The organism is Sorangium sp. So ce1153, from assembly GCF_051521595.1.
Taxonomy (GTDB): Bacteria; Myxococcota_A; Polyangia; order Polyangiales; family Polyangiaceae; genus Sorangium.
The window spans coordinates 13889156-13909730 of the sequence record NZ_CP150361.1 but is presented as its reverse complement, the minus strand read 5'-3'; the positions used below and the strand labels follow the sequence as shown (position 1 = coordinate 13909730).

13 protein-coding genes are annotated in these 20575 nt (G+C 73.8%); 11 read left to right on the top strand and 2 right to left on the bottom strand.

Going from position 1 to position 20575, the window contains the following annotated elements; genetic code table 11:
- Window positions 1-42: 42 nt before the first annotated feature.
- From WME85_RS50625 to WME85_RS50600, 6 genes are all read left to right on the top strand, one after another.
- Window positions 43-726 carry a hypothetical protein gene (locus WME85_RS50625; protein WP_437832729.1) on the top strand — a complete coding sequence of 228 codons (684 nt, stop codon included), beginning with the start codon at window positions 43-45 and terminating at the stop codon, window positions 724-726.
- Window positions 727-1217: 491 nt separating this feature from the next.
- The gene (locus WME85_RS50620; RefSeq protein WP_437842591.1) at window positions 1218-2240 is read left to right on the top strand and encodes an ABC transporter ATP-binding protein; all 1023 of its coding nucleotides are present in this window, start codon (window positions 1218-1220) and stop codon (window positions 2238-2240) included.
- Complete coding sequence (locus WME85_RS50615; protein ID WP_437832727.1) at window positions 2237-3298, top strand: ABC transporter ATP-binding protein; 1062 nt, start codon at window positions 2237-2239, stop codon at window positions 3296-3298. Before WME85_RS50620 ends, WME85_RS50615 begins: the two co-directional genes overlap by 4 nt.
- Before the next feature lie 197 nt (window positions 3299-3495).
- Window positions 3496-4266: a hypothetical protein gene (locus WME85_RS50610; RefSeq protein WP_437832725.1), complete on the top strand. Its 771-nt coding sequence runs from the start codon at window positions 3496-3498 to the stop codon at window positions 4264-4266.
- Window positions 4267-4623: 357 nt separating this feature from the next.
- Window positions 4624-5247: a hypothetical protein gene (locus tag WME85_RS50605; protein WP_437832723.1), complete on the top strand. Its 624-nt coding sequence runs from the start codon at window positions 4624-4626 to the stop codon at window positions 5245-5247.
- Between the two features lie 103 nt (window positions 5248-5350).
- On the top strand, window positions 5351-6328 hold the full coding sequence (locus WME85_RS50600) for an NADPH:quinone oxidoreductase family protein (RefSeq protein WP_437832721.1): 978 nt from the start codon (window positions 5351-5353) through the stop codon (window positions 6326-6328).
- Between the two features lie 54 nt (window positions 6329-6382).
- Here the strand turns inward: WME85_RS50600 and WME85_RS50595 are convergent, their stop codons facing one another.
- Window positions 6383-8584, bottom strand: coding sequence for a glycoside hydrolase family 3 protein (locus tag WME85_RS50595; RefSeq protein ID WP_437832719.1), 2202 nt, complete (start codon window positions 8582-8584; stop codon window positions 6383-6385).
- Between the two features lie 866 nt (window positions 8585-9450).
- Between WME85_RS50595 and WME85_RS50590 the strand changes: the two genes are divergently transcribed.
- The 4 genes from WME85_RS50590 to WME85_RS50575 all read left to right on the top strand — a co-directional run bounded on the left by WME85_RS50590 (window position 9451) and on the right by WME85_RS50575 (window position 13684).
- Window positions 9451-10191 carry an OBAP family protein gene (locus WME85_RS50590; protein ID WP_437832717.1) on the top strand — a complete coding sequence of 247 codons (741 nt, stop codon included), beginning with the start codon at window positions 9451-9453 and terminating at the stop codon, window positions 10189-10191.
- Window positions 10188-11795 (top strand): hypothetical protein, encoded by a 1608-nt coding sequence (locus tag WME85_RS50585; RefSeq protein WP_437832715.1) that lies wholly within the window; start codon window positions 10188-10190, stop codon window positions 11793-11795. Before WME85_RS50590 ends, WME85_RS50585 begins: the two co-directional genes overlap by 4 nt.
- Before the next feature lie 262 nt (window positions 11796-12057).
- Window positions 12058-13359, top strand: coding sequence for a sensor histidine kinase (locus tag WME85_RS50580; protein WP_437832714.1), 1302 nt, complete (start codon window positions 12058-12060; stop codon window positions 13357-13359).
- Window positions 13331-13684: a response regulator gene (locus tag WME85_RS50575; protein ID WP_437832712.1), complete on the top strand. Its 354-nt coding sequence runs from the start codon at window positions 13331-13333 to the stop codon at window positions 13682-13684. Before WME85_RS50580 ends, WME85_RS50575 begins: the two co-directional genes overlap by 29 nt.
- A 71-nt stretch (window positions 13685-13755) precedes the next feature.
- Here the strand turns inward: WME85_RS50575 and WME85_RS50570 are convergent, their stop codons facing one another.
- Window positions 13756-16179 carry an acylase gene (locus tag WME85_RS50570; protein ID WP_437832710.1) on the bottom strand — a complete coding sequence of 808 codons (2424 nt, stop codon included), beginning with the start codon at window positions 16177-16179 and terminating at the stop codon, window positions 13756-13758.
- Window positions 16180-16413: 234 nt separating this feature from the next.
- On the opposite strand from WME85_RS50570, the gene WME85_RS50565 reads away from it, so the two are divergent.
- The gene (locus WME85_RS50565) at window positions 16414-20508 is read left to right on the top strand and encodes a serine/threonine-protein kinase (protein WP_437832708.1); all 4095 of its coding nucleotides are present in this window, start codon (window positions 16414-16416) and stop codon (window positions 20506-20508) included.
- Window positions 20509-20575 lie beyond the last annotated feature (67 nt).

The following is a 20575-nucleotide window of genomic DNA, read 5'->3' as shown; positions in this document are numbered from 1 at the left end:
GCGATGCCGGCCGCGCCCCCCTCTGCTATGGTCGCCCCCGCTGTGCGACTGCTCGCCGCCCTCGCGCCCGTGGCCCTGCTCGTCGCGGCGCCGCCGCTCCTGGGCTGCGGCGGCGCCCCCGCGGCGGACGCGGGCGTGTGCGCGGGCGCCGGCGTCTGCGGCGCCCGCCGCTGCGTCGCGGGGCGCTGCCGGCCGGCGAGCGCCCTCCCGTCGCCCATCGACGCGCGCCGGGTGCTGCTCCCGCCCGCGGACGTGGCGGTGCTCGCGGAGGGCGGCGACGCCGCGCCCGGCCTCCCCGACGCGGTCGCGCTCGGGCGCGCCGCGACGGGCGACGTCGTGCTGCTGCTCCGGTTCGCGCCGACCTTCGGCGTCGACGCCGACATCGCGAGCGCCTTCGTCGTCCTGGAGCCGACCCCGCTGGCGCCGCCCGCCGAGGGCGCGCTCACGCTCGAGGTCGCGCGCATCCTCGAGCCGTGGCGCTCCGAGACGGCCACGTGGGGCCGGCAGCCCCGCCTGTCGATCCCGGAGCCCGCCGCCGTCGTGCGGCGCCGCCCCACGACGCCGCTGCGCATCGACGTCACCGCGCTCGTGCGCGGCTGGGCCAGGCGGCGCCTGGACGACCACGGCATCGCGATCCTCGCGCCGGGCAGCGACGCCGTCGGGGCGGCGTACTCGATGGGGATCTCCCAGGGCACCGGCCCGCTGCTCGAGGTCTACGTACGGTGAGCACCGGCAAGGACGACGAGGACGACGACCTCGGCGGGCGCCCCTCTCTCCCCCTGCCCCTCGTCCGCCACGACGCCGGCCGGGGCAGGCTGACCACGCCGAGCGATCCGCCGGCGGTGCCGAGCGCCCCGACATCGCCCAGCGCCCCACCGGTGCCCAGCGCCCCGACATCGCCCAGCGCCCCGACATCGCCCAGCGCCCCGACATCGCCCAGCGCCCCGACATCGCCCAGCGCCCCAATGTCCGCGCGCGGCGCCCCCATGTCCGCGCGCGGCGCCCCCATGTCCGCGCACGGCGTCCCCATGTCCGCGCGCGGCGCCCCCACCTCCGCGCGCGGCGCCCCCACGTCCGCGCGCGGCGCCCGCGCCGACGACGACGAGCCTGCCGTCACGCAGCGCTCGATGCCGAGCGGGCGCCCCTTCCCGCTCCTCCGCACCACCGCGCCGCCCCCGCCGGCAGGGGCAGCCCCGCCCGCCGAGGCGCTGCTCAAGGTGAGCGACCTCCGCGTCTCGTTCACCGCCGACGGCCGCGTCACCCACGTCCTCGACCGCGTCTCGTTCACCGTGCCGCGCGGGCGCACCGTGGCGCTCGTCGGCGAGTCGGGCTGCGGCAAGACGGTCACCGCGCTCAGCATCCTGCGGCTCCTGCCCGCGCCCTACGCATCCATCGACGGCGGCTCGATCGAGTTCGAGGGCAAGGACCTCCTCGCGCTCGGCGAGCGCGAGATGCGCGCCGTGCGCGGCGGGAAGATCGCCATGATCTTCCAGGAGCCGATGACCTCGCTGAACCCCGTGTACACGGTCGGCGCCCAGATCGCCGAGGCGATCCGGCTGCACCTGCCCATGTCGCGCGGCGACGCCCGGCTCTACGCGGTGAGCCTCCTGCGCAAGGTCGGCTTCCCCGAGCCCGAGGTGCGCGCGAACAGCTACCCGCACGAGCTGTCCGGCGGCATGCGCCAGCGCGTCATGATCGCCATGGCCCTCGCGCCCGGCCCCTCGCTGCTCATCGCCGACGAGCCGACCACCGCGCTCGACATGACCACCCAGGCGCAGATCCTCGACCTGCTCGAGCGGCTCAAGGCGGAGACGTCGATGAGCCTCCTGCTCATCGCGCACGACCTCGCCGTGGTCGGCGAGCTCGCCGACGACATCGTCGTCCTCTACGCCGGCGTCGTCGTGGAGCAAGGGCCGGCGCGCGACGTGCTCGCCGCGCCGTCGCACCCCTACACGCGCTCGCTCCTCCGGAGCATCCCGGCGCGCGGGTTCCGCCCGCACCGCGTGCGCGGCGAGCGCGCGCTGCGCCTGCCGACCATCCCCGGCGGCCTGCCCGACCTGCGCGACCCGCCGCGCGGCTGCCGCTTCCAGGACCGCTGCGAGGCGGTGTTCGACCGCTGCCGCGCCGAGCCGCCGGAGCTCTATCTCGCCTCGCCCGCCTCGCCCGGCGCGGGGCACCACGCCGCGCGCTGCTTTCTCCTCGCGGGCCCGGGCCGCCCCGGAGAGGAGGGCGCGGCGTGACGCGCGACAGCGACTACCCGCTCCCCGCCCAGGGCGACGAGGCCGGCGCCGCCGAGGCGCGCGCCGAGAGCGCGCGGGGCGAGCGCCCGCTCGTCCAGGCCGAGCGGCTCTCGAAGCTGTACCCGGTGCAGCGCGGCCCCTTCGCGAAGCCGTCGTTCGTGCAGGCCGTCGACGGGGTGACCTTCCACGTGCACCGCGGCGAGACGCTCGGCCTCGTCGGCGAGTCCGGCTCCGGCAAGAGCACCCTCGGGCGCCTCGCGATCCGGCTCATCGAGCCCACCGTCGGCCGCGTCTTCTTCGACGGCGAGGACCTCACCGCGATGTCCGGCCGCGCGCTCCGGGCCATGCGCCGGCGGATGCAGATCGTCTTCCAGGACCCGTACGGCTCGCTCAATCCGCGCATGACCCTGCGCGAGATCGTCGGCGAGGGCCTCGTGATCCACCGCCTCGCGCGGAGCCGCGACGAGGAGACCGCGCTGGTCGAGGGCGTGCTCCAGAAGGTCGGGCTGCGGCCGGACATGATGGAGCGCTTCCCCCACGAGCTCTCCGGCGGGCAGCGGCAGCGGGTCGCGATCGCGCGGGCGCTCGCCGTGCGCCCGGACTTCATCGTCTGCGACGAGCCGGTGAGCGCGCTCGACCTCTCGGTCCAGGCCCAGATCGTCAACCTCCTGGAGGACCTCCAGGACGAGCTCGGGCTGAGCCTCCTGTTCATCTCGCACGACCTCCGGGTGGTCGAGCACGTGAGCCACCGCGTCGCGGTGATGTACCTCGGCAGGATCGTGGAGATCGGCCCGGCGAAGGGCGTGACCGAGCGGCGGCACCACCCGTACACGCGCGCGCTCTTCGAGGCGACGCCGTCGATCGAGCGCGGCGGCAAGGCGCGGCGCCTGCTGCCGGGCGCGCCGGCGAGCGCGATCAACCCGCCCGAGGGCTGCGTCTTCCACCCGCGCTGCCGGAAGGCCGAGGAGGGCAAGTGCGACGTCGAGATCCCGCCGCTCGAGGAGCTCGTCCCCGGGAGCGGCCACCGCGTGGCGTGCTGGTACCCGGAAGTCGAGTGAGCGAGCGCGACCCGGGCTCCGTCGCACGCCCGCGTCGGCTCATGCTGGCACATCCGCGGGCCTGATGTGCCACGCGCTGGCTCTGCTCCTGCCTGGATCCGCCCGTTTGTCGCGAGGCACCTCTCTTGCTGTCAGCCCTCGCCGCCGCGCGCGAGGAGCGCAGGCGAACGCGAAGAGGTGATGAGATGACGAGCAACATGCTTCGAGCCCTGATGGCAGCCCTGCTGTCCGGTGCGTGCCTGATGGGGTGCGACAACGGCGGCAACGACGGCGTTGGCGCCAGCGGCGGCAGCGGCGGCGACAGCAGCGGCGGCGGCGGCAACAGCAGCGGCAGCGGCGGCGACAGCAGCGGCAGCGGCGGCAACAGCAGCGGCGGCGGCGGCGACGACAGCGGCAGCGGCAGCGGCGGCGACGACAGCGGCGCGGGCGGCTGCGGCGAGGGCAGCGGTGGTGGCTGCGGCTTCCCGCCGGAAGAGCCGTGCGAGGTGCGCGACGTCGAGGGCACGATCCCTGGCGTGAAGATAACGATCGAGTCGAGCCGCTGCGTCTACCACGAGGGAGAGCCGGCCGAGTTCGTCTACACGGTCACGACCGACTCGAGCGTCCCCCCGATCGACATCGCGGCCTCGACCGGCTGCGGGCGCTGCGTCAAGCCGACGAGCGATCCGCTCTCGTTCGTGTCCTACAAGATCAGCGGCCTCTCGTGGGGCGCTGATCCGCAGCCGCAGAGCTACTGCCTGTGCGACGTGGGCTGCTGCCCTCCCGACGAGTCAGCGACCGTGCAGGTCGACGCGACGACGGTGACGCAGTCGATCCTCTGGTCGGGGCGGCAGTGGAACGGGCCGTCCGACACCGGCAATCCGGAGGGCGACTTCTTCGCGCCGGGGAGCTACGAAGTCGAGGTGACGTTCGACGGCAAGGAGCAAGGCGTCGTCACGGCGAAGCTGGGGATCGAGATCTACCCCTGAGGCATCCCCTCAACTTCTTCGAGAAAATTCACAGGGAGGCGGGGAGACGGGGAGACGGGGAGTATCTTGAAGATTTTCCTCCCCCTCTCCCCGCCTCCCTGTTCAATTTATCCGCTGAAAAGGGCCGCAAATGGGGGGATTCCGCAGGATCTACCCCTGAAGCAGGGCCGAAGCGAACCCCGCGAGCAGACAGCGGCCCAGGGTGGCACAATCGATGGCCCAGGGTGGCGGGAGCCACGGCCTGCACTGCCGAGCCCGCACGCTCTTCGCGGGACATCTCCCTTGCTGCCGATCGCGCGCCGCCGCAGACAGGCGGGGTGGCGCGCGGAACGGAGAGGTGAGGGAATGGCGAACGAGATGCTTCGAGCTCTGGCGGCAGCGTTGCTGTCCGGTGTGTGCGCGATGGGGTGCGGCGGCAAGGAGGGCGGCGGGAGCGGCGGTGACGGCGATGGCAGCAGCAGCGGCGGCGACCGCGGGGTGCCGCCGGGGGCCGAGCCGTGCGCGGTGCGCGACGTCGCGGGCACGATCCCGGGCGTGACGCTGTCGATCGAGTCGAGCCGGTGCATCTACTGGCGGCGTGAGCCGGCGGAGTTCGTCTATACGGTCACGACCGACGCGAGCGTCCCCCCGCTCGACATCGCGGCCTCCGACGGGTGCGGGCGCTGCGTCGAGCCGAGCGCGGACCCGCGCTCGTTCGTCACGTACCAGATCACCGGGCTGTCGACGGCGGGAGATCCACAGCAGTACTGCCTGTGCGACACGGGGTGTTGCGCTCCCAACGACGCGGCGACCGTGCAGCTCGACGCGACGACGGCGACGCAGACGATCCGCTGGTCGGGGCGGCAGTGGACCGGGCCGTCGGACACGGACAACCCGGAAGACGAGTTCTTCGCGCCGGGGACCTACGATGTCGAGGTGACGTTCGACGGGCAGGAGCAGGGCTCCGTGACGGCGAAGCTGCCAATCGAGATCCTCCGCTGATCTCGCGTGTCAGCAATCCCGCCAGGGCTCCCTGGCGCGCGGGGCGGCGCCGTCGCGCCTTGCGCCGGGGTCGCCCCGCGCTTTCTGCTAAGGTCCGCCCCCCATGCACGCCTGGCGCGGACACTCCTTCGGCTCCCCCGAGATCCTGGTCTGGGAAGAGGTGAATGACGCCCCGCTCGCCGAGGGGGAGGTCCGGATCGAGATCGCCGCCTCGGCGATCAACTTCCCCGACGTCCTCTTCACGGCGGGCGCCCATCAGGTCAGGCCGACTCCGCCGTTCATCCCCGGCTTCGAGGTGGCCGGCGCCGTCGTCGAGAGCCGCGAGCCGTCGCTGCCGCCGGGCGCCCGCGTGGCCGCGACGCTCCCCGGCGCGGGCGGGTACGCGACGCGCGTCGTCGCGGGCCGACGCACGACCTACGCGCTCCCGGACGGCATGCCGTTCGAGGACGCCGCGGCGCTGACGATCACGTACCAGACAGGCTATTTCGCGCTGCACCGGCGCGCCGGCCTCAGGCCGGGCGACACGGTGCTCGTGCACGCCGGCGCGGGCGGCGTCGGCAGCGCGGCGATCCAGCTCGCCAAGGCCGCCGGCGCGACCGTCATCGCCACCGCCGGCGGCAAGGAGAAGGCCGCGATCTGCCGCGCCCTCGGGGCGGACCTCGCGATCGACTACCGGAGCGAGGACTTCGTCGCCATCGTCAAGGACCGGACCGCGGGCCGAGGGGCCGATATCGTCTTCGATCCCGTCGGCGGCGACGTCTTCGAGCGATCCACGCGGTGCATCGCCTTCGAGGGCCGCATCCTGGTGATCGGCTTCGCTTCAGGCCACTTCCCCGCGGCGCGCGCGAACCACCTGCTCGTGAAGAACTATTCGGTGATCGGCGTCTACTGGGGCACGTACAGCCGCGCCGAGCCCGCCCTGACGCGGAGCGCGCAGGACGAGCTCTACGCGCTCTACGACAAGGGCGCGATCAAGCCGCTCATCTCGGCCGCGCCGCCGATGGCGGACGCCAGGGCCGCCATGACGGCGGTCGCGTCCCGCGCGACGACCGGCAAGGTGGTGCTCACGACGGGGCGATGAGGGGCGCCGCCGCCGCCGCGGCGCGTGCGGGCGGCGGCGGCGGCGCGGAGGAGGTCAGTTGCAGGCGGTGCCGGTGGACGTCTCGGGCAGCTCGCCGAGCGTGTCCTGGTCCGCCGTGGTCAGGCCGAAGCCGTAGGGGAACAGCGCCTCGCCGCCGTCGTTGCGGTTGACGCGCTGGCACTCGCTCCCGGGCCACGAGAACGAGAGCTTGCCCTGGAACTCGCTCACGCCGAACAGCACGTCGGCCACGCCGCCGCCCTCCGAGCCAGGGAGCCACGCCGCCACGAACGCGTCCGAGCGGTTCAGCTCCTTGTTCACGTAGAGCGGGCGGCCCGACAGGAACACCGTCACGATCGGCAGATCCGGCTTTGCCGTGCGGATGGCCTGGAGGACCTGCAGGTCCTCGGCGTGGAAGAGCGCGTGCTCCAGCGTCTTCGCGTGCGCGGCGTTGTTGTTGGGGTCCGTCCCGGGCTGGATATCGCCATTCATCTCGGCGTACGGCGTCTCGCCGATCACCACGATCGCCACATCGAAGTTCCCCGACGAGGCGGCGGCGCCGTTCGCGCTCAGGGTCGCCTGGCCCCGGCCCGACACGGCCGCCTGGATCCCCGCGTAGATCGACGTGGCGCCCGGGAAATCGGCGTTCGAGTTGTCGGTGCCCTGCCACGTCCGCGACCACCCGCCGGCCTGGTTCGGGAGGCTGTCCGCGGACTTGCCGGCGACGAGCACGTTGGCCGACGGATCGAGGGGCAGCACCCCGCCCGCGTTCTTGAGCAGCACAAGCGACTTCCGCACCGCCTCGCGCGCGAGCTCCCGGTGCTCCGCGGCCCCGAGCACCGCCTGCTCCCCGGCGAACTCCCGCGTCGACGGGGCGCCCTTGGTCTTGTGCGGGCCGAGCAGCCCTACGCGCATCTTGACCCGCAGGATCCTCCGCACGGCGTCGTCGACCCGCTCCTTCGAGATCTGGCCCCCGTTCACCTGCGCGAGGGTGTTCGTGTAGAACGCCTTCCAGTCGGTCGGGACCATGATCATGTCCACACCGGCGTTGATCGAGGCGGCGCACGAGTCGTTGGTGCAGCCCGTCACCTGCCCGTGACCGTTCCAGTCGCCGATGACGAAGCCGTCGAAGTGGAACTTCTCCTTCAGCACGCCGGTGAGCAGATCGCCCTTGCCGTGCATCTTGTCGCCGCGCACCCGGTTGTAGGACGCCATGACCGTCTGCACGCCCGCGGGGATGGCGGACATGTAGCCCTGGCCGTGGATCTCGCACAGCTCGGTGTCGGTCGACAGGTTGTTCCCCTGGTCATCGCCCTTGTCGGTGCCGCCGTCGCCGATGAAGTGCTTGGCCGTCGCGATGACGCGCGAGGGCCCGAAGAGCTCCGCGCTGTTCGCGGCGCCCTGGATGCCCTCCACGACCCGGCCGGCGTAGGCGTTCACGATCTCCGGATCCTCGGAGTAGCCCTCGTAGGTGCGGCCCCACCGGTCGTCGCGCACGGTGGCGAGCGTCGGGGCGAAGGTCCAGTCGATCCCGGTGGCCGCGACCTCCTTGGCCGTCGCGGCGCCGATGCGCTCGAGCAGCTCGGGGTCGCGTGCGGCGCCCAGGCCGATGTTGTGCGGGAAGAGCGTGGCGCCGCGGACATTGTTGTTCCCGTGCACCGCGTCGATGCCCCAGATGATCGGGATACCGGCGCGGCCGCCGGCCGTGTCCACCGACGCGTTGTAGAACGAGTCGGCCATCGCGACCCACTCCGCCGCCGTCGCGTCCTTCTTCTTGCCCGGCCAGGAGCCGCCGCCGTTCAGCACCGAGCCGATGTGGTACTGCTTGACCTCCGCCGGCGTGATGCTGCCGATCTCGGCCTGCACCATCTGGCCGACCTTCTCCTCGATCTTCATCCGGCCGAGCAGCTCGTCGATGGCCGCCTCGATCTCCGGATCCTGCGCGATCGCGCTATGCACCTCGGGCCAGCCGGCGTCGCAGGGAAGGAGGCCCGCGCTATCGCCGGCGCCGCTGCCGCCCTGGCCGCTGCCGCCGGCGCCGGTGCCGCTGCCGCCGGTGCCGCTGCCGCTGCCGCCGGTGCCGGCGCCGCTGCCGGTACCGGTGGCGCTGCCCGTACCGGTGGCGCTGCTGGCGCCGGTGCCGCTGCCCGACCCCGTCGACGAGCTGGTCGAGTCACCGGAGGTGTCGTCCCCGCAGGCGGCCGGCGCGATGACAACCGCCGCCGCCATGATCCATGTCGCATACCGTGTGAGGCGCATAGGTGCTCCCCTCTTTTGTCAGTGAGATGAAGGATGGGCTCTGAGGTGAACCGTGACTGTCAAGCAAAGCGTCGATCGGGATGAGCCCCGCGCGCCGCCCGCTCGCGAGCGAACCGGGCCGCGAGGCCCATGGTAGCCCTCGAGCTCGCAGGCCTGGAGGTCACCCCCTGCTCCAGGTCGGTCGCCGCCCTCGCGGCGGGCAGGGAGCTCGCACAGGCAGGATCGCGCACGCGCCCGGCCGGGCAGAAGAGCCCTGTCGAGCGGCGCGCCCGAGCAAGGCCGAGAGCCGAGCGGGCGCGTGGACGTGCGGAGAACCGAGCTCCACGCGATGGGTGTAAGACAACATAAGAAGGACGGGAACGTTCTAATCCATGACTCCACCCGCACGCAAGCCCCCCCTCACGCGAACGCGGGATCCGCCGTCCATCTCCCCCGGCGCTGGCACTCTGCGTTAGACCCGCCGCCGCGCGGCCGCGGCGTCCCCTGGAACGCAGGCTAGGCGCGGCGCCTCGTGGCGCGCCGCATGACACGACGCGCCCTGGAACGCCATCCATGAACCATGGTCCGAGTCGGGCCGCAATACGCAAACCCGATGGCGCAGCGCGATAATTCACCCGTGGCATAACGCCACATCCGATGCAGGAGGCCACGGCCTGCCTCGCGAGCCGGCAGGACGCGCCGCTTTTCGGCCGCTGGCAGTGGATTTGCAAAGTGTGAGAAGTGAAAAAGCGTTAAGCGGAGACCGGAACAGTGGATTTGCAGCTCACGTGGGCGCGTGGACCGCGTAGCAAGCGCAGGTCACCGCGACCTATTTCGGGGAGATGCTGACGATGGCGAGAAGCCCTCACCTTGCGATTACCGTGCTCATGGTTGCGACCGGGCTCGCCGAGGGGTGCGGCCAGGCGGACGCGCCCCCCTCGAATCAGGGCGCCCCGCCGGGGCAGGAGAAGAAGGTCGATACGAAGATCCTCGAGAAGGGCGCAGAGGCGCTCCAGGACCTGAGTCCTGTGCGGGCGATCGACCACTACCTGGACGGATTCCACGTGATGAAGGACAACCCGGACCATCACATGGAAGCCCACCACTACTGCAAAGGGATCAATGAAGAGTTCACGCAGTGCGTGATCTTCGACGGGAACACGAAGGACGCGAACATCATCGGGGTCGAGTACATCATCTCGGAGGGCATGTTCGAGGGCCTGCCCGAGGACGAGAAGAAGCGCTGGCACCCGCACAATTACGAGATCCTCTCAGGCCAGCTGACGCTGCCAGGCGTCCCGGCGGTGGCCGAGAAGGCGGCGCTGAAGAAGAAGATGAACAGCTACGGCAAGACGTGGCACATCTGGGATACGGGTCACCTGGGACACCCCGCCGCGCACAACCTGCCGGTCGGCGATCCGCTCCTCGCGTGGTCGTACAACCGCGATGGGGAGATGCCGGCCGCCCTCGTGGAGGCGCGCGACAAGCGGACCGGGAGCAGCACCGCCGAGAAGCGGAAAGAGCGCGCAGATCTCGCCGCGATGGCGAACCCGCAGCGGGGCGTGGACGATCTCAAGTCCAGGTTTCCGAACGCCACCGGGGCTCCGGAGGGCGTCCGCGCGAAGTGACGCCGCCACGATACGGCTCGACAGCGACGGGCGGCGCACACCGGAAATGGCTGGCGGCCGAGCTCTGGGGCTGGCCGCCGGGATTCAGCGATAGCGAAATCCACCGATGTGGCAATAGCGAAATCTTGCATCCACTATCGGCGGCATTTACCGACGCGGTCGCGCCCGCTTATTCTCCGCGCATGCTCTTTATTCCCCGGACTTCGGTCCGTCTCTTCATGACCACCGGCGCGCTGCTCCTCGCGCTCACCGCGTGCGGCGACGACGACTCGGAAACAGGCACAGGCGGCGCGGGCGGTGAGGGCGGCAACGCCAGCAGCAGCACCACCAGCAGCGGGACAGGTACTGGTGGCGACGGCGGCAGCGGCGGCAGCGGCGGCGCGACCGGCACCGGCGGCGACGGCGGCGCGACCGGCACCGGCGGCGACGGCGGCGCGACCGGCACCGGCGGCGACGGCGGCGCGACCGGCACCGGCGGCGAGGGCGGCGCGACCGGCGCTGGCACGGGCGTCGGCGGCGCAGGTGGCGATCCCACCACCACCGCCACCACCGGCGTCGGCGGCACGGGCGGCGATCCCACCACCACCGCCACCACCGGCGTCGGCGGCACGGGCGGCGATCCCACCACCGCCGCCACCACCGGCGTCGGCGGCACGGGCGGCGATCCCACCACCGCCGCCACCACCGGCGTCGGCGGCACGGGCGGCGATCCCACCACCACGACGGCCGTCGCTGTTGGCGCGGGCGGCGCGGGTGGCGAGTCCACCGCCGTCGCTGTTGGCGCGGGCGGCGCGGGTGGCGAGTCCACCGCCGTCGCTGTCGGCGCAGGTGGCGCGGGTGGCGAGTCCACCGCCGTCGCTGTCGGCGCGGGCGGCGCGGGTGGCGAGTCCACCGCCGTCGCTGTTGGCGCGGGTGGTGCGGGTGGCGAGTCCACCGCCGTCGCTGTCGGCGCGGGCGGCGCGGGTGGCGAGTCCACCGCCGTCGCTGTTGGCGCGGGTGGTGCGGGTGGCGAGTCCACCGCCGTCGCTGTTGGCGCGGGCGGCGCGGGTGGCGAGTCCACCACCGTCGGCGCAGGCGGCGCGGGCGGCGACAGCGGTGCCTCCGCCGTTGGCGTTGGCGGCGCGGGCGGCGCATCGGCCGTCGGCGCGGGCGGCGCAGGCGGCGACACCGGCGTCGGCGGCGCGGGCGGCGACACCGGCGTCGGCGGCGCGGGCGGTGGCGAGGGCGGAGCCGGCGGCGGCGACGACGACGCCGTGCGGTGGGCTGACGTTGAGCCCATCTTGCTGGAGAAGTGCTCGCCCTGCCACACCCGCACGGATCCCGCGCCGGCCAGCGGCTTCGGGATCAACTACGCGTCCTCGCAGGTCATCGCAAACTCTGCCCCGTGCACCGTCCAGGTGGACGATGAGGGTCAACCCAGGCCGATCACGCAAGGCGAATGCGCCTTCATCCGCCTCCACGTCGACATCGCCGGCAGCCCGAGAATGCCGCGCGGCAGAGGGTGCACCGGCGACCCGTCGATCGACGCCGACAACGCGGCCTGCCTGACGGAAGCAGAGCAGCAGACGCTCATCGACTGGATCAACGACGGTCAGCTCGATTGATGAGGAACGGTCAGCTCGATTGATCAGGCCAGGCGCGGCCCCCGCCGCGCCTCACCTCACCTCGGCTGCTCCGCCTCACCTCACCTCGGCTGCTCCGCCTCACCTCACCTCGGCTGCTCTCGACTCCGCTCGACGCCGCGCGGACAGGCCCGACAGCACGCCGCGCGCGAGCGCGCAGGCCTGCTCCGCCGCGTTTCCCCTTGCGACAGCGCGGCTCCCGACTACGCAGTGCACCGGGGGTCGTATGCAAGCGTTGAGGCCCATGGATCCCGGCCTGACGCCGGGGCTCGAGGGAGGCGGCTCCGCCAGCGCCGATCGCCTGGCGCGAGGCGCCGGTCCCCTGCTCCAGGGGCAGAACCGGATCCTCCGGATGGTCGCGTCCGGCGAGCCGCTCCCCCGCGTGCTCGACGAGCTCATCCGGTTCATGGAGTCGCAGTCGAACGACGCGCTCTGCTCCGTCCTCCTCGTCGACGGGTCGAGGACCCACCTGCGCTGGGCCGCGGCGCCCAGCCTGCCGGAAGCGTACAACCACGACGTGGACGGGCTGCGCGTCGGCGCCGTGAGCGGCTCGTGCGGCACCGCCGTCTTCCGCAAGCAGACCGTCATCGTCTCGGACATCGCGCGCGACCCGCTGTGGGAGCGCGCGCGCGACCTCGCGCTCTCGCACGGCCTGAGGGCGTGCACCTCCGCGCCCATCCTCGACGGTGAGGGCGAGGTCCTGGGCACGTTCGCCTTCTACTACCGCGAGCCGCGCGGGCCGAGCTCGCGCGACCTCGGGCTCATCGAGATCTCCCGCGATCTCGCGGGGATAGCGATCGAGCGCAGCCAGAGCGCGGCGCGCGTCCAGGAGGCGCTCCGCGCCCGCGACAACTTCCTCGCCGTGGCGTCCCACGAGCTGAAGACGCCGATCGCGACCCTGCTCCTCCAGATCACCTCGCTGGAGCGGCTCCAGCGCGTGGCGGGGGCGATCCCCCTCCGGGAGGTCGCGCCCAAGCTGGGCAACCTGGAGCGGCAGGGCAGGAAGCTCCTCAAGCTGGTCGAGCAGCTGCTCGACGCCACGCAGCTCCTCTCCGGCCGGCTCGAGGTCGAGCGCGCGCCGGTCGACCTCACCCAGACGGTGCGCGAGGTCGTGGATCGGCTCCTCGACGGCGTCGCGGAGGTCGCGCCGGAGGTCGAGATCCACGCGGAGGGCCCGGTGATCTGCGAGGGCGACGGCTTCCGCATCGAGCAGGTGGTGGTGAACCTGCTGTCGAACGCGTGGAAGTTCGGCCGCGGGGCGCCGGTCGAGATCACCGTCGAGCGGGACGACAGCGCCGCGCGCCTGCTCGTCCGCGACCACGGCATCGGGATCGCCGCGGCGGACCAGGCGCGGATCTTCCAGCAGTTCGAGCGCGCCGTCTCGGTGCGCAACTACGGCGGCCTCGGCCTTGGCCTGTGGCTGACGCGCCAGCTCGTGGAGAGGATGCGGGGCCGCATCTCCGTGCAGAGCGAGCTCGACGCCGGCTCCACCTTCACCGTGGAACTCCCGCTGCCCCATGAGCAAGTCTGTCCTGATCATCGATGACGACGTCGACCTGGCGACGACCCTGGCCGAGACGCTGTGCGAGCTCGGGTACGAGGCGACGCCCTACTTCAGCGGGCGGGAGGCGCTCGACCGCCTGTCGGAGGGCGCGCGGCCGGGCGTGATCCTGCTCGACCTGATGATGCCGAAGATGAACGGCTGGAAGGTGTGCGACGAGCTCAGCGCGGTCCCCGGGCTCGAGGAGATCCCGGTCGTGATCATGACCGCCGCGTCGAACATCAAGCAGCCGATGCCGACGCACGCGCGCGAGGTGATCAGCAAGCCGTTCGAGCTCGACGCGCTCCTGAAGACGATCGACGACGCGTGAGGCGGGCGCCGGCGCCGGGCGCGGCCCAGCGCCCGCGCCGGGCGCGGCTCAGCGCGGGCGCCGGGCGCGGCTCAGCGCGGCCCGCTGACCTCTTTCACGACGAGCGCCGGATCGGCCTCGATCGCCTCCTGCGTGAACAGCACGGGCCGCCACGTCTTCTGCGAGAACAGCTCGGTCTGGTCGGCGAAATAGGGCGACTCGGGGTCCGACGACTGCGAGTAGGTGAGCAGCGCCTCGGCGCGGGGCCCGTCGCTCGTGTGCTCGACGACCATGATGAAGCTCGAGCCTAAGTTGACCGGGTAGCCCGAGGGGGTGAGGCCCGTCGCCCCGTTGATCAGCTCGCTGGCCTCGTACCGGGGCAAGAGGGTGCTGTTCAGGAAGTCCGGGGAGAAGCCCACGATGTTGGTCACCCCTTCCCGGCCGCTCCCGCCGTGGATGGGGATGTTGTCGTCGCCCTTGCGCACGAACTGCGCGTCGCCGAGCGGCGTGCTCGGGTCGAGCCCCGCCTTCGCGAGCGTGAGCGTGGCCTGGGCCAGCGCCACGAGGATCGGGTCCGGGCCCTCGGCCGGGGCCTCGACGAGGTCGCGCGGGGTCTCGATCGGGTCCTCGGGGTCGAACGGCTGCGCGTAGAGGCGGCCCGCGTCCATCGTGTCGCGGTCCGAGAACCGGCCGAGCAGCTCGCGCCACACGAGCGCGCCGGCGCTGTCCAGGTCCAGCCGGCCGTCCCACGACGCGAGCGCGAGGCACGCGTCGGCGACGTCGACCGCCTCGCCCTCGACGTCCACCGGGGCCGCGCCGTCGCAGCGCTCGACGACCTGCGCGCGGAGGCGCTCCGCCGTGAGCCCCCGGTTGCTCAGGATGGCCTCCGTGAGCTCCTCGCGCGAGAAGAGGCCGTCCTTGCCGGAGGCGGCGTCCTCGCCCTCCTCGGTGAGCAGGACGATGTTCATGCGGGTGCGCGCCGAGACGAGATCGCCCCGCTTGCCGAAGAGCGCCGGGTAGCCGACGAGCGGCTCGGCGGGGTTCGCGAGCCACGGCGTGTCGTTGGCGTTCATCACGAAGTCGGTCCGCGCGAGGGACGGCACGTCGCCCCACGGCACGAGCGCGCCGGCGCCCTGCGTCTCCACCCACTCGTCGCGCTCCTTGCTCCCGTCGAGCAGCACGATGCCGGAGCTCGCGAGCACGCCGGTGAGCCCGTCCCGCCGGAGCGCGCTCTCGTAGGCGCTCAACGTCGCGTCGCTGAGGTGCGGCACGCGCGAGGCGTCCATCAGCAACGCCTCGCCCTCGGCGCTGACGGAGGTCGTGAAGACGAACGGGATCCCGCGCAGCTCCTCGTTCGCGCGCCGGAGCTCGTCGAGGCTCTTCGCGCGGTCCATCGCGAGCCACTGGTCGACGGCGGTCACGTTGTCCTCGTTCGCGTCCCGCAGGGCGAACGCCTGCTCCGTGGACCAAGCGAGCACCGAGGCCCCGAGCATCGGCCCGTGGTGGCTCCGGTACATCACGCGCGACACCTGCGAGACCGAGCCGTCGTCGGACAGGACGTCGATGGTGTGCTCGCGGCGCTCCATCGCCCGGGGCTTGCCCTCGTGGATGTAGGTCGTCGGGTCGTCCGGATCGAGCGTGAGCCGGTAGACGGTGAAGTGCTTGGCCGGGGAGACGGTGTGCGTCCACGCGACGTGCTCGTTGAATCCGATGTTGATGACCGGCAGCCCCGTCAGGGCGGCCCCGTACACGTCGAGCTGGCCGGGGATCGTGAGGTGGGCCTCGTGGAACTTGAGCTCTCCCTCCCAGGGGAAGTGCGGGTTCGCGACGAGCATCCCCTGGCCGCCCTCGGCGCGCTCGCGGCCGATCGCCCAGGCGTTGCTGCCGAGCCCGAGGTGAGTGAAGTCCGGCAGGTCGAGCTCGCGCGCGCCGATCCTCTCGCCCGGCGCCGGCGGCGCGGCGCGGCTGAGGAAGTCGAGCAGCTGCAGGCTGCCCGCGAACATGTTCACGTGGATGTAGTACGCGGCGAGGTCCGCGGGGCTGACCGGCTTGACCCACGCCGCGCCGGTGCAGGGGGCGGGCAGGCCGCTCGCGCCGGTCTCCTCGAGGTACCGGTTGTAGCCCGCGGCGTACCCCTCGAGGAGCGCCCGCGCGTCGGGGGACACGCGCTCCAGCATGCGCTCGCCGCGCTCGGCCACGCCGAGCGCCAGGTAGCTGAAATCGCTGTCGATGTTGGCGTCGCCCTCGCCGGGGCCGAACGTCTTCGCGCGCTCGCTCCGCACCTTCACGATCTGGTCGGCGAGCGTGCAGACGAAGTCGCGCGCGCCCGCGTAGGCGAGGCCGAACCCGATGCTGCCGAGGTCCTCGGCGAGGATGTGGGGCACGCCGTGGCTCGTCCAGCGGATGGTGGCCTGATAGTCCCCCTGCGCGACCGGCACCGGCCGCACGCCGGACTCCTCGCTGCACGCGGCCAGGAGGCCAAGGCAGCTCAGCCCAGCGATGATTCTACCGTACATACAAGAATTCTCCTCGGGTTCGGGATCTGCGCCAGGAGAGATACCCCACAGGGCGACGGGGCGATGTGAAGAATTGGGCCGGCGGATCCCGGCGCGCGGTCATGACGGAGCTCCCCGGCGGATCGGTGAGATCGGGCGCACGATCGCGACGCGCGCGAACATCCTCGGCGCGACGGGATCGCGCGCCGCGCCGAGGATCTTCGCGCGCAAAAGGCGCCGTGATACGCGCAGGCGATGACGCCCGGGCAGCGGATCGCGGGCCGCTTCGAGCTCGAGCGCCAGGCGGGCGCGGGCGGCATGGGCGCCCTCTACCGCGCCGTGGACCTCGAGACGGGCGCGCCCGTGGCGGTGAAGGTCCTCTTCAACGGCCAGGAGGCCGACCTCTCGCGCTTCGCGCGCGAGGCGAGGATCCTCGACCAGCTCCGGGATCCGGCGGTCGTCCGGTACATCGCGCACGGCGTCACCGGGGCCTCGCGGCCGTACCTCGTGATGGAGTGGCTCGACGGCGAGGACCTCGCCGCCCACCTCGCGCGCGCCGAGCTCACCGTCGCCGAGAGCCTCACGCTGGTCCAGCGCATGGCCGGCGCGCTCGCGGCGGTGCACGCGCTCGGCGTCGTCCACCGCGACATCAAGCCGAGCAACATCTTCCTCTGCGACGGGCGCGTCGAGCTGGCGAGGCTCATCGACTTCGGCATCGCCCGGCCGCAGAGCGTCACCGCGGTCGTCACGCGCACGAACTCCGCGGTGGGTACGCTCGGGTACATGGCCCCGGAGCAGGCGCGCGGGAGCGCCGACCTCGACGCGCGCGCCGACGTGTTCGCCCTCGGGTGCGTGCTCTTCGAGTGCCTCACGGGCCAGCCGGCCTACGCGGGGGGCAACCCGATGGCGGTGCTGGCGAAGCTGCTGCTCGCGTCGCCTCCGCGGGTGCGCGACGAGCGGCCTGACGTGCCCGGCGACATCGACGCGCTCGTCGAGCGCATGCTGAGCCGGGAGCCCGCGCGGCGGCCCGCGGGCGGCGCGGCGCTCCTCGCCGAGCTCGAGGCGCTGGGCCCGCTCACCCCGCGCACGCCTGAGCAAGCCGCGCTCCGGGCGCCCGAGAGCCGCGCGAGGCCGGCGCTGACGGCGGGCGAGCAGCGGTTCCTGTCGGTGCTGCTCGCCGGCGGCGAGGGCGACGAGGAGGGGGCGGGCGGCGGGGCCGGCGCGGGGGACGCCGGAGCAGCGGCGGCGCCGCGCGGGGTCGCGGAGACCCGGGAGCCGCCCGGGCTCCGCCAGCCCGTGGTCGACCCGTCGACGTGGACCCTCGTCGCGGAGGTGCCTGTGGTCCCGGCGCCGGACGGCAAGGAGGTCGCGCTGGGCGCCCTCGTCGCCGATCACGGCGGGGAGCTCGATCGCCTCGCCGACGGGACGTGGATGGCGACGTTCCTGGGCGCGCCCCGGAGCGCGGGCGCGGGCGCGCACGAGGGCCAGCGGCCCTCGTCCACCGGCGGGACCGCGACGGACCACGCCGGCCAGGCCGCCCGCTGCGCGCTCGCGATGCGGGCGCTCCTGCCGGGGGCGCCGATCGCGCTGGCGACGGGGCGCGGCCGGGTGCGCGGGCGCTCGTCCGCCGGCGAGGCGATCGACCGCGCCGCCCTCCTCGTCGAGGAAGCGCGGCGCGCCCGCGCGGCGGGCGGGGCGGCCCCGGTGATCCGCGTCGACGCGCTGACGGCGGGGCTGCTCGAGGGCCGCTTCGAGGTCGACCGGGCGGCGGACGGCGGGCTGCTCCGGGCCGAGCGGGCCGCGCCCGAGGCGGCGCGCACCCTGCTCGGCAAGCGGACGCCGTTCGTGGGGCGGGACCGCGAGCTGCGCGCGCTGGAGGACCTCTTCGTCGAGTGCGTCGACCAGCCGGTCGCCCGCGCCGTCCTCGTGACCGGGGGCGCGGGCGTCGGGAAGTCGCGGCTGCGCAAGGAGCTCGAGGACCGCGTGGAGCGCGCGGAGCACGGCGGCGCGCCGGCCGAGGTCTGGCTCGGCCGCGGCGAGCCGATGCGGGCGGGCGCGCCGTTCGGGCTGCTCGGGCAGGTCGTCCGGAGGTGCGCGAGGGTGCAGGACGGCGAGCCGATCGAGGCGCGGCGGCAGAAGCTCGAGGACCGCGTGGCGCGCCGCGTGGCCGAGGGGGAGCGCGCCCGCGTGGCCGAGTTCCTCGGGGCGATGGTGGGGACGCCGTTCCCGGACGAGGAGAGCGTGCAGCTCCGCGCCGCGCGGCGCGATCCGGTGCTGATGGGCGACCAGCTGCGCCGCGCGTTCGTCGACTTCCTCGACGCCGAGTGCCGGGCGCAGCCGGTGGTGCTGCTGCTCGAGGACCTGCACTGGGGCGACCAGCCGTCGCTGGAGTACGTCGGCGCGGCGCTCCGGCTGCTCCCGGGCCGGCCGCTCTTCGTGGTGGGCTTCGCCCGGCCCGAGGTCGACGAGCTCTTCCCGCGGCTCTGGGCCGACGCCGAGGCCATGACGATGCGCCTCGGCGCGCTGCCGCAGCGGCCGTGCGAGCGGCTCGTGCGCGAGGTGCTCGGCGCCGCGGCGGACGACGCCACGGTCGCGCGCGTCGTGGCGCGCGCCGCGGGGAACGCCTTCTTCCTGGAGGAGCTCGTGCGCGCCGTGGCCGAGGGGCGCGGCGACCACCTGCCCGACACGGTGCTCGCGATGGTGCAGTCGCGGCTCGAGGGGCTCGCGCCCGAGGAGCGGCGGGTGCTGCGCGCGGCGTCGGTGCTCGGCCAGGTGTTCTGGCGGGGCGCGGTCCAGGCGCTGCTCGGCGGCGAGGGCCGCGCCCCCGCGCTCGACGCGCAGCTGTCGGGCCTCTCGGCGCGCGAGTGGATCGCGCGCCGCCCCGAGTCGAGCCTGAAGGACGAGGCCGAGTACGCCTTCCGCCACGCGCTCGTGCGCGAGGCCGCCTACGACATGCTGACCGACGAGGACCGCGCGCTCGGCCACCGGCTCTCGGGCGGCTGGCTCGAGGCCGCGGGCGAGCACGACGCGGCGGTGCTGGCCGAGCACTTCGAGCGCGGCGGGGAGCGCGGCCGGGCGGCGGGCTGCTACGTCCGGGCGGCGGAGCAGGCGCTGGCGGGCAACGATCTCGGCGGGGTGGTCCGCTCGGCGGACCGCGCGATCCGCTGCGGCGCGGCGGGCGAGCTGCTCGGGGCGGTGTCGCTCCTGCGGGCCGAGGCGCACCGGTTCCGCGGCGAGCTCGAGGACGCGGAGCTCTGGGCGACGGAGGCGCTGGCGCTGCTGCGCGAGGGCAGCCCGGGCTGGTACGCGGCGCTGAAGGTGGCGACGACGGCCGCGCTGAAGCTGAACCGCCCGGAGCGGGTGCCGGCGCTGCTGGCGGCGCTGCTGGCGCGCTGGTCCGACGACGCGCCCGAGCCGGCGCAGGTGGCGGCGGTGGCGTGGGCGGCGGCGCTGCTGTTCCTGACGGGCCGGTACGCCGACGCGGGGGCGCTGATGGCGCGGGTCGGGCCGGTGGCGGACCGGTTCGCCGGGGATCCGCAGATCGCCGGGACGATCGCGTGGAGCCGGGCGGCGGCGGCGCTGTTCGTGGAGGGGGATCTCAACCGGCACCGGGCGCGGCTGGAGGAGGCGATCGCGTGCTTCGACAGGTCCGGGGACCTGCGGGGCGCGTGCGGGCAGCGCGCGAACGCGGGCTTCGCGTGCAACGAGCTCGGCGCGTACGGCGAGGCGGCGGCGCTGCTGCGGGCGTCGCTGTCGGACGCGGAGCGGATGGGGCTGCGCAACATCGCGGCCTCGGCGCGGCAGAACCTCGGGGTGGCGCTCGGGCGCCTCGGCGAGCTCGCGGAGGCGCGGGCGGTGGAGGCCGAGGCGGTGCGGTCGTTCGCGGCGATGCGGGAGCCGCGGATGGAGGGGGCGTCGCGCGCGTACCTGGCCGGCATCCTCCTGTCGGCAGGCGACGTCGCGGGGGCGGAGGCGGAGGCGCGCCGCGCGGTGGAGATGCTGGAGGTCGCGAAGCCGCTCTTGCCGTACGCGCTGGCGACGCTGGCCGACGCGCTGCTCGCGGCCGGGCGGCGGGCCGAGGCGCTCGCGGAGGCGGGGCGGGCGGCGGAGATCCTGAAGGAGATCGGGCAGTTGGAGGAGGGGGAGGTGCTGGTGCGCGCCGTCCACGCGGAGGCGCTCTGGGCGACCGGCGACCGGGAGGGGGCGCGGGCGTCGCTGGCGGAGGCCGAGGCGCGGCTCGCGGAGCGGGCGGGGAAGATCGCGGATCCGGCGTGGCGGGCGAGCTTCGTGGAGCGGGTGCCGGAGCACGCGCGGACGGCGGCGCTGCGGCGGGCGTGGGATGCGGCGTGAGGTGATGGGAGCGGGGGACGCGGCGCGCTAGCGGGGAGTCAGCCGGCCGGTCGGCAGCGTGGCGAAT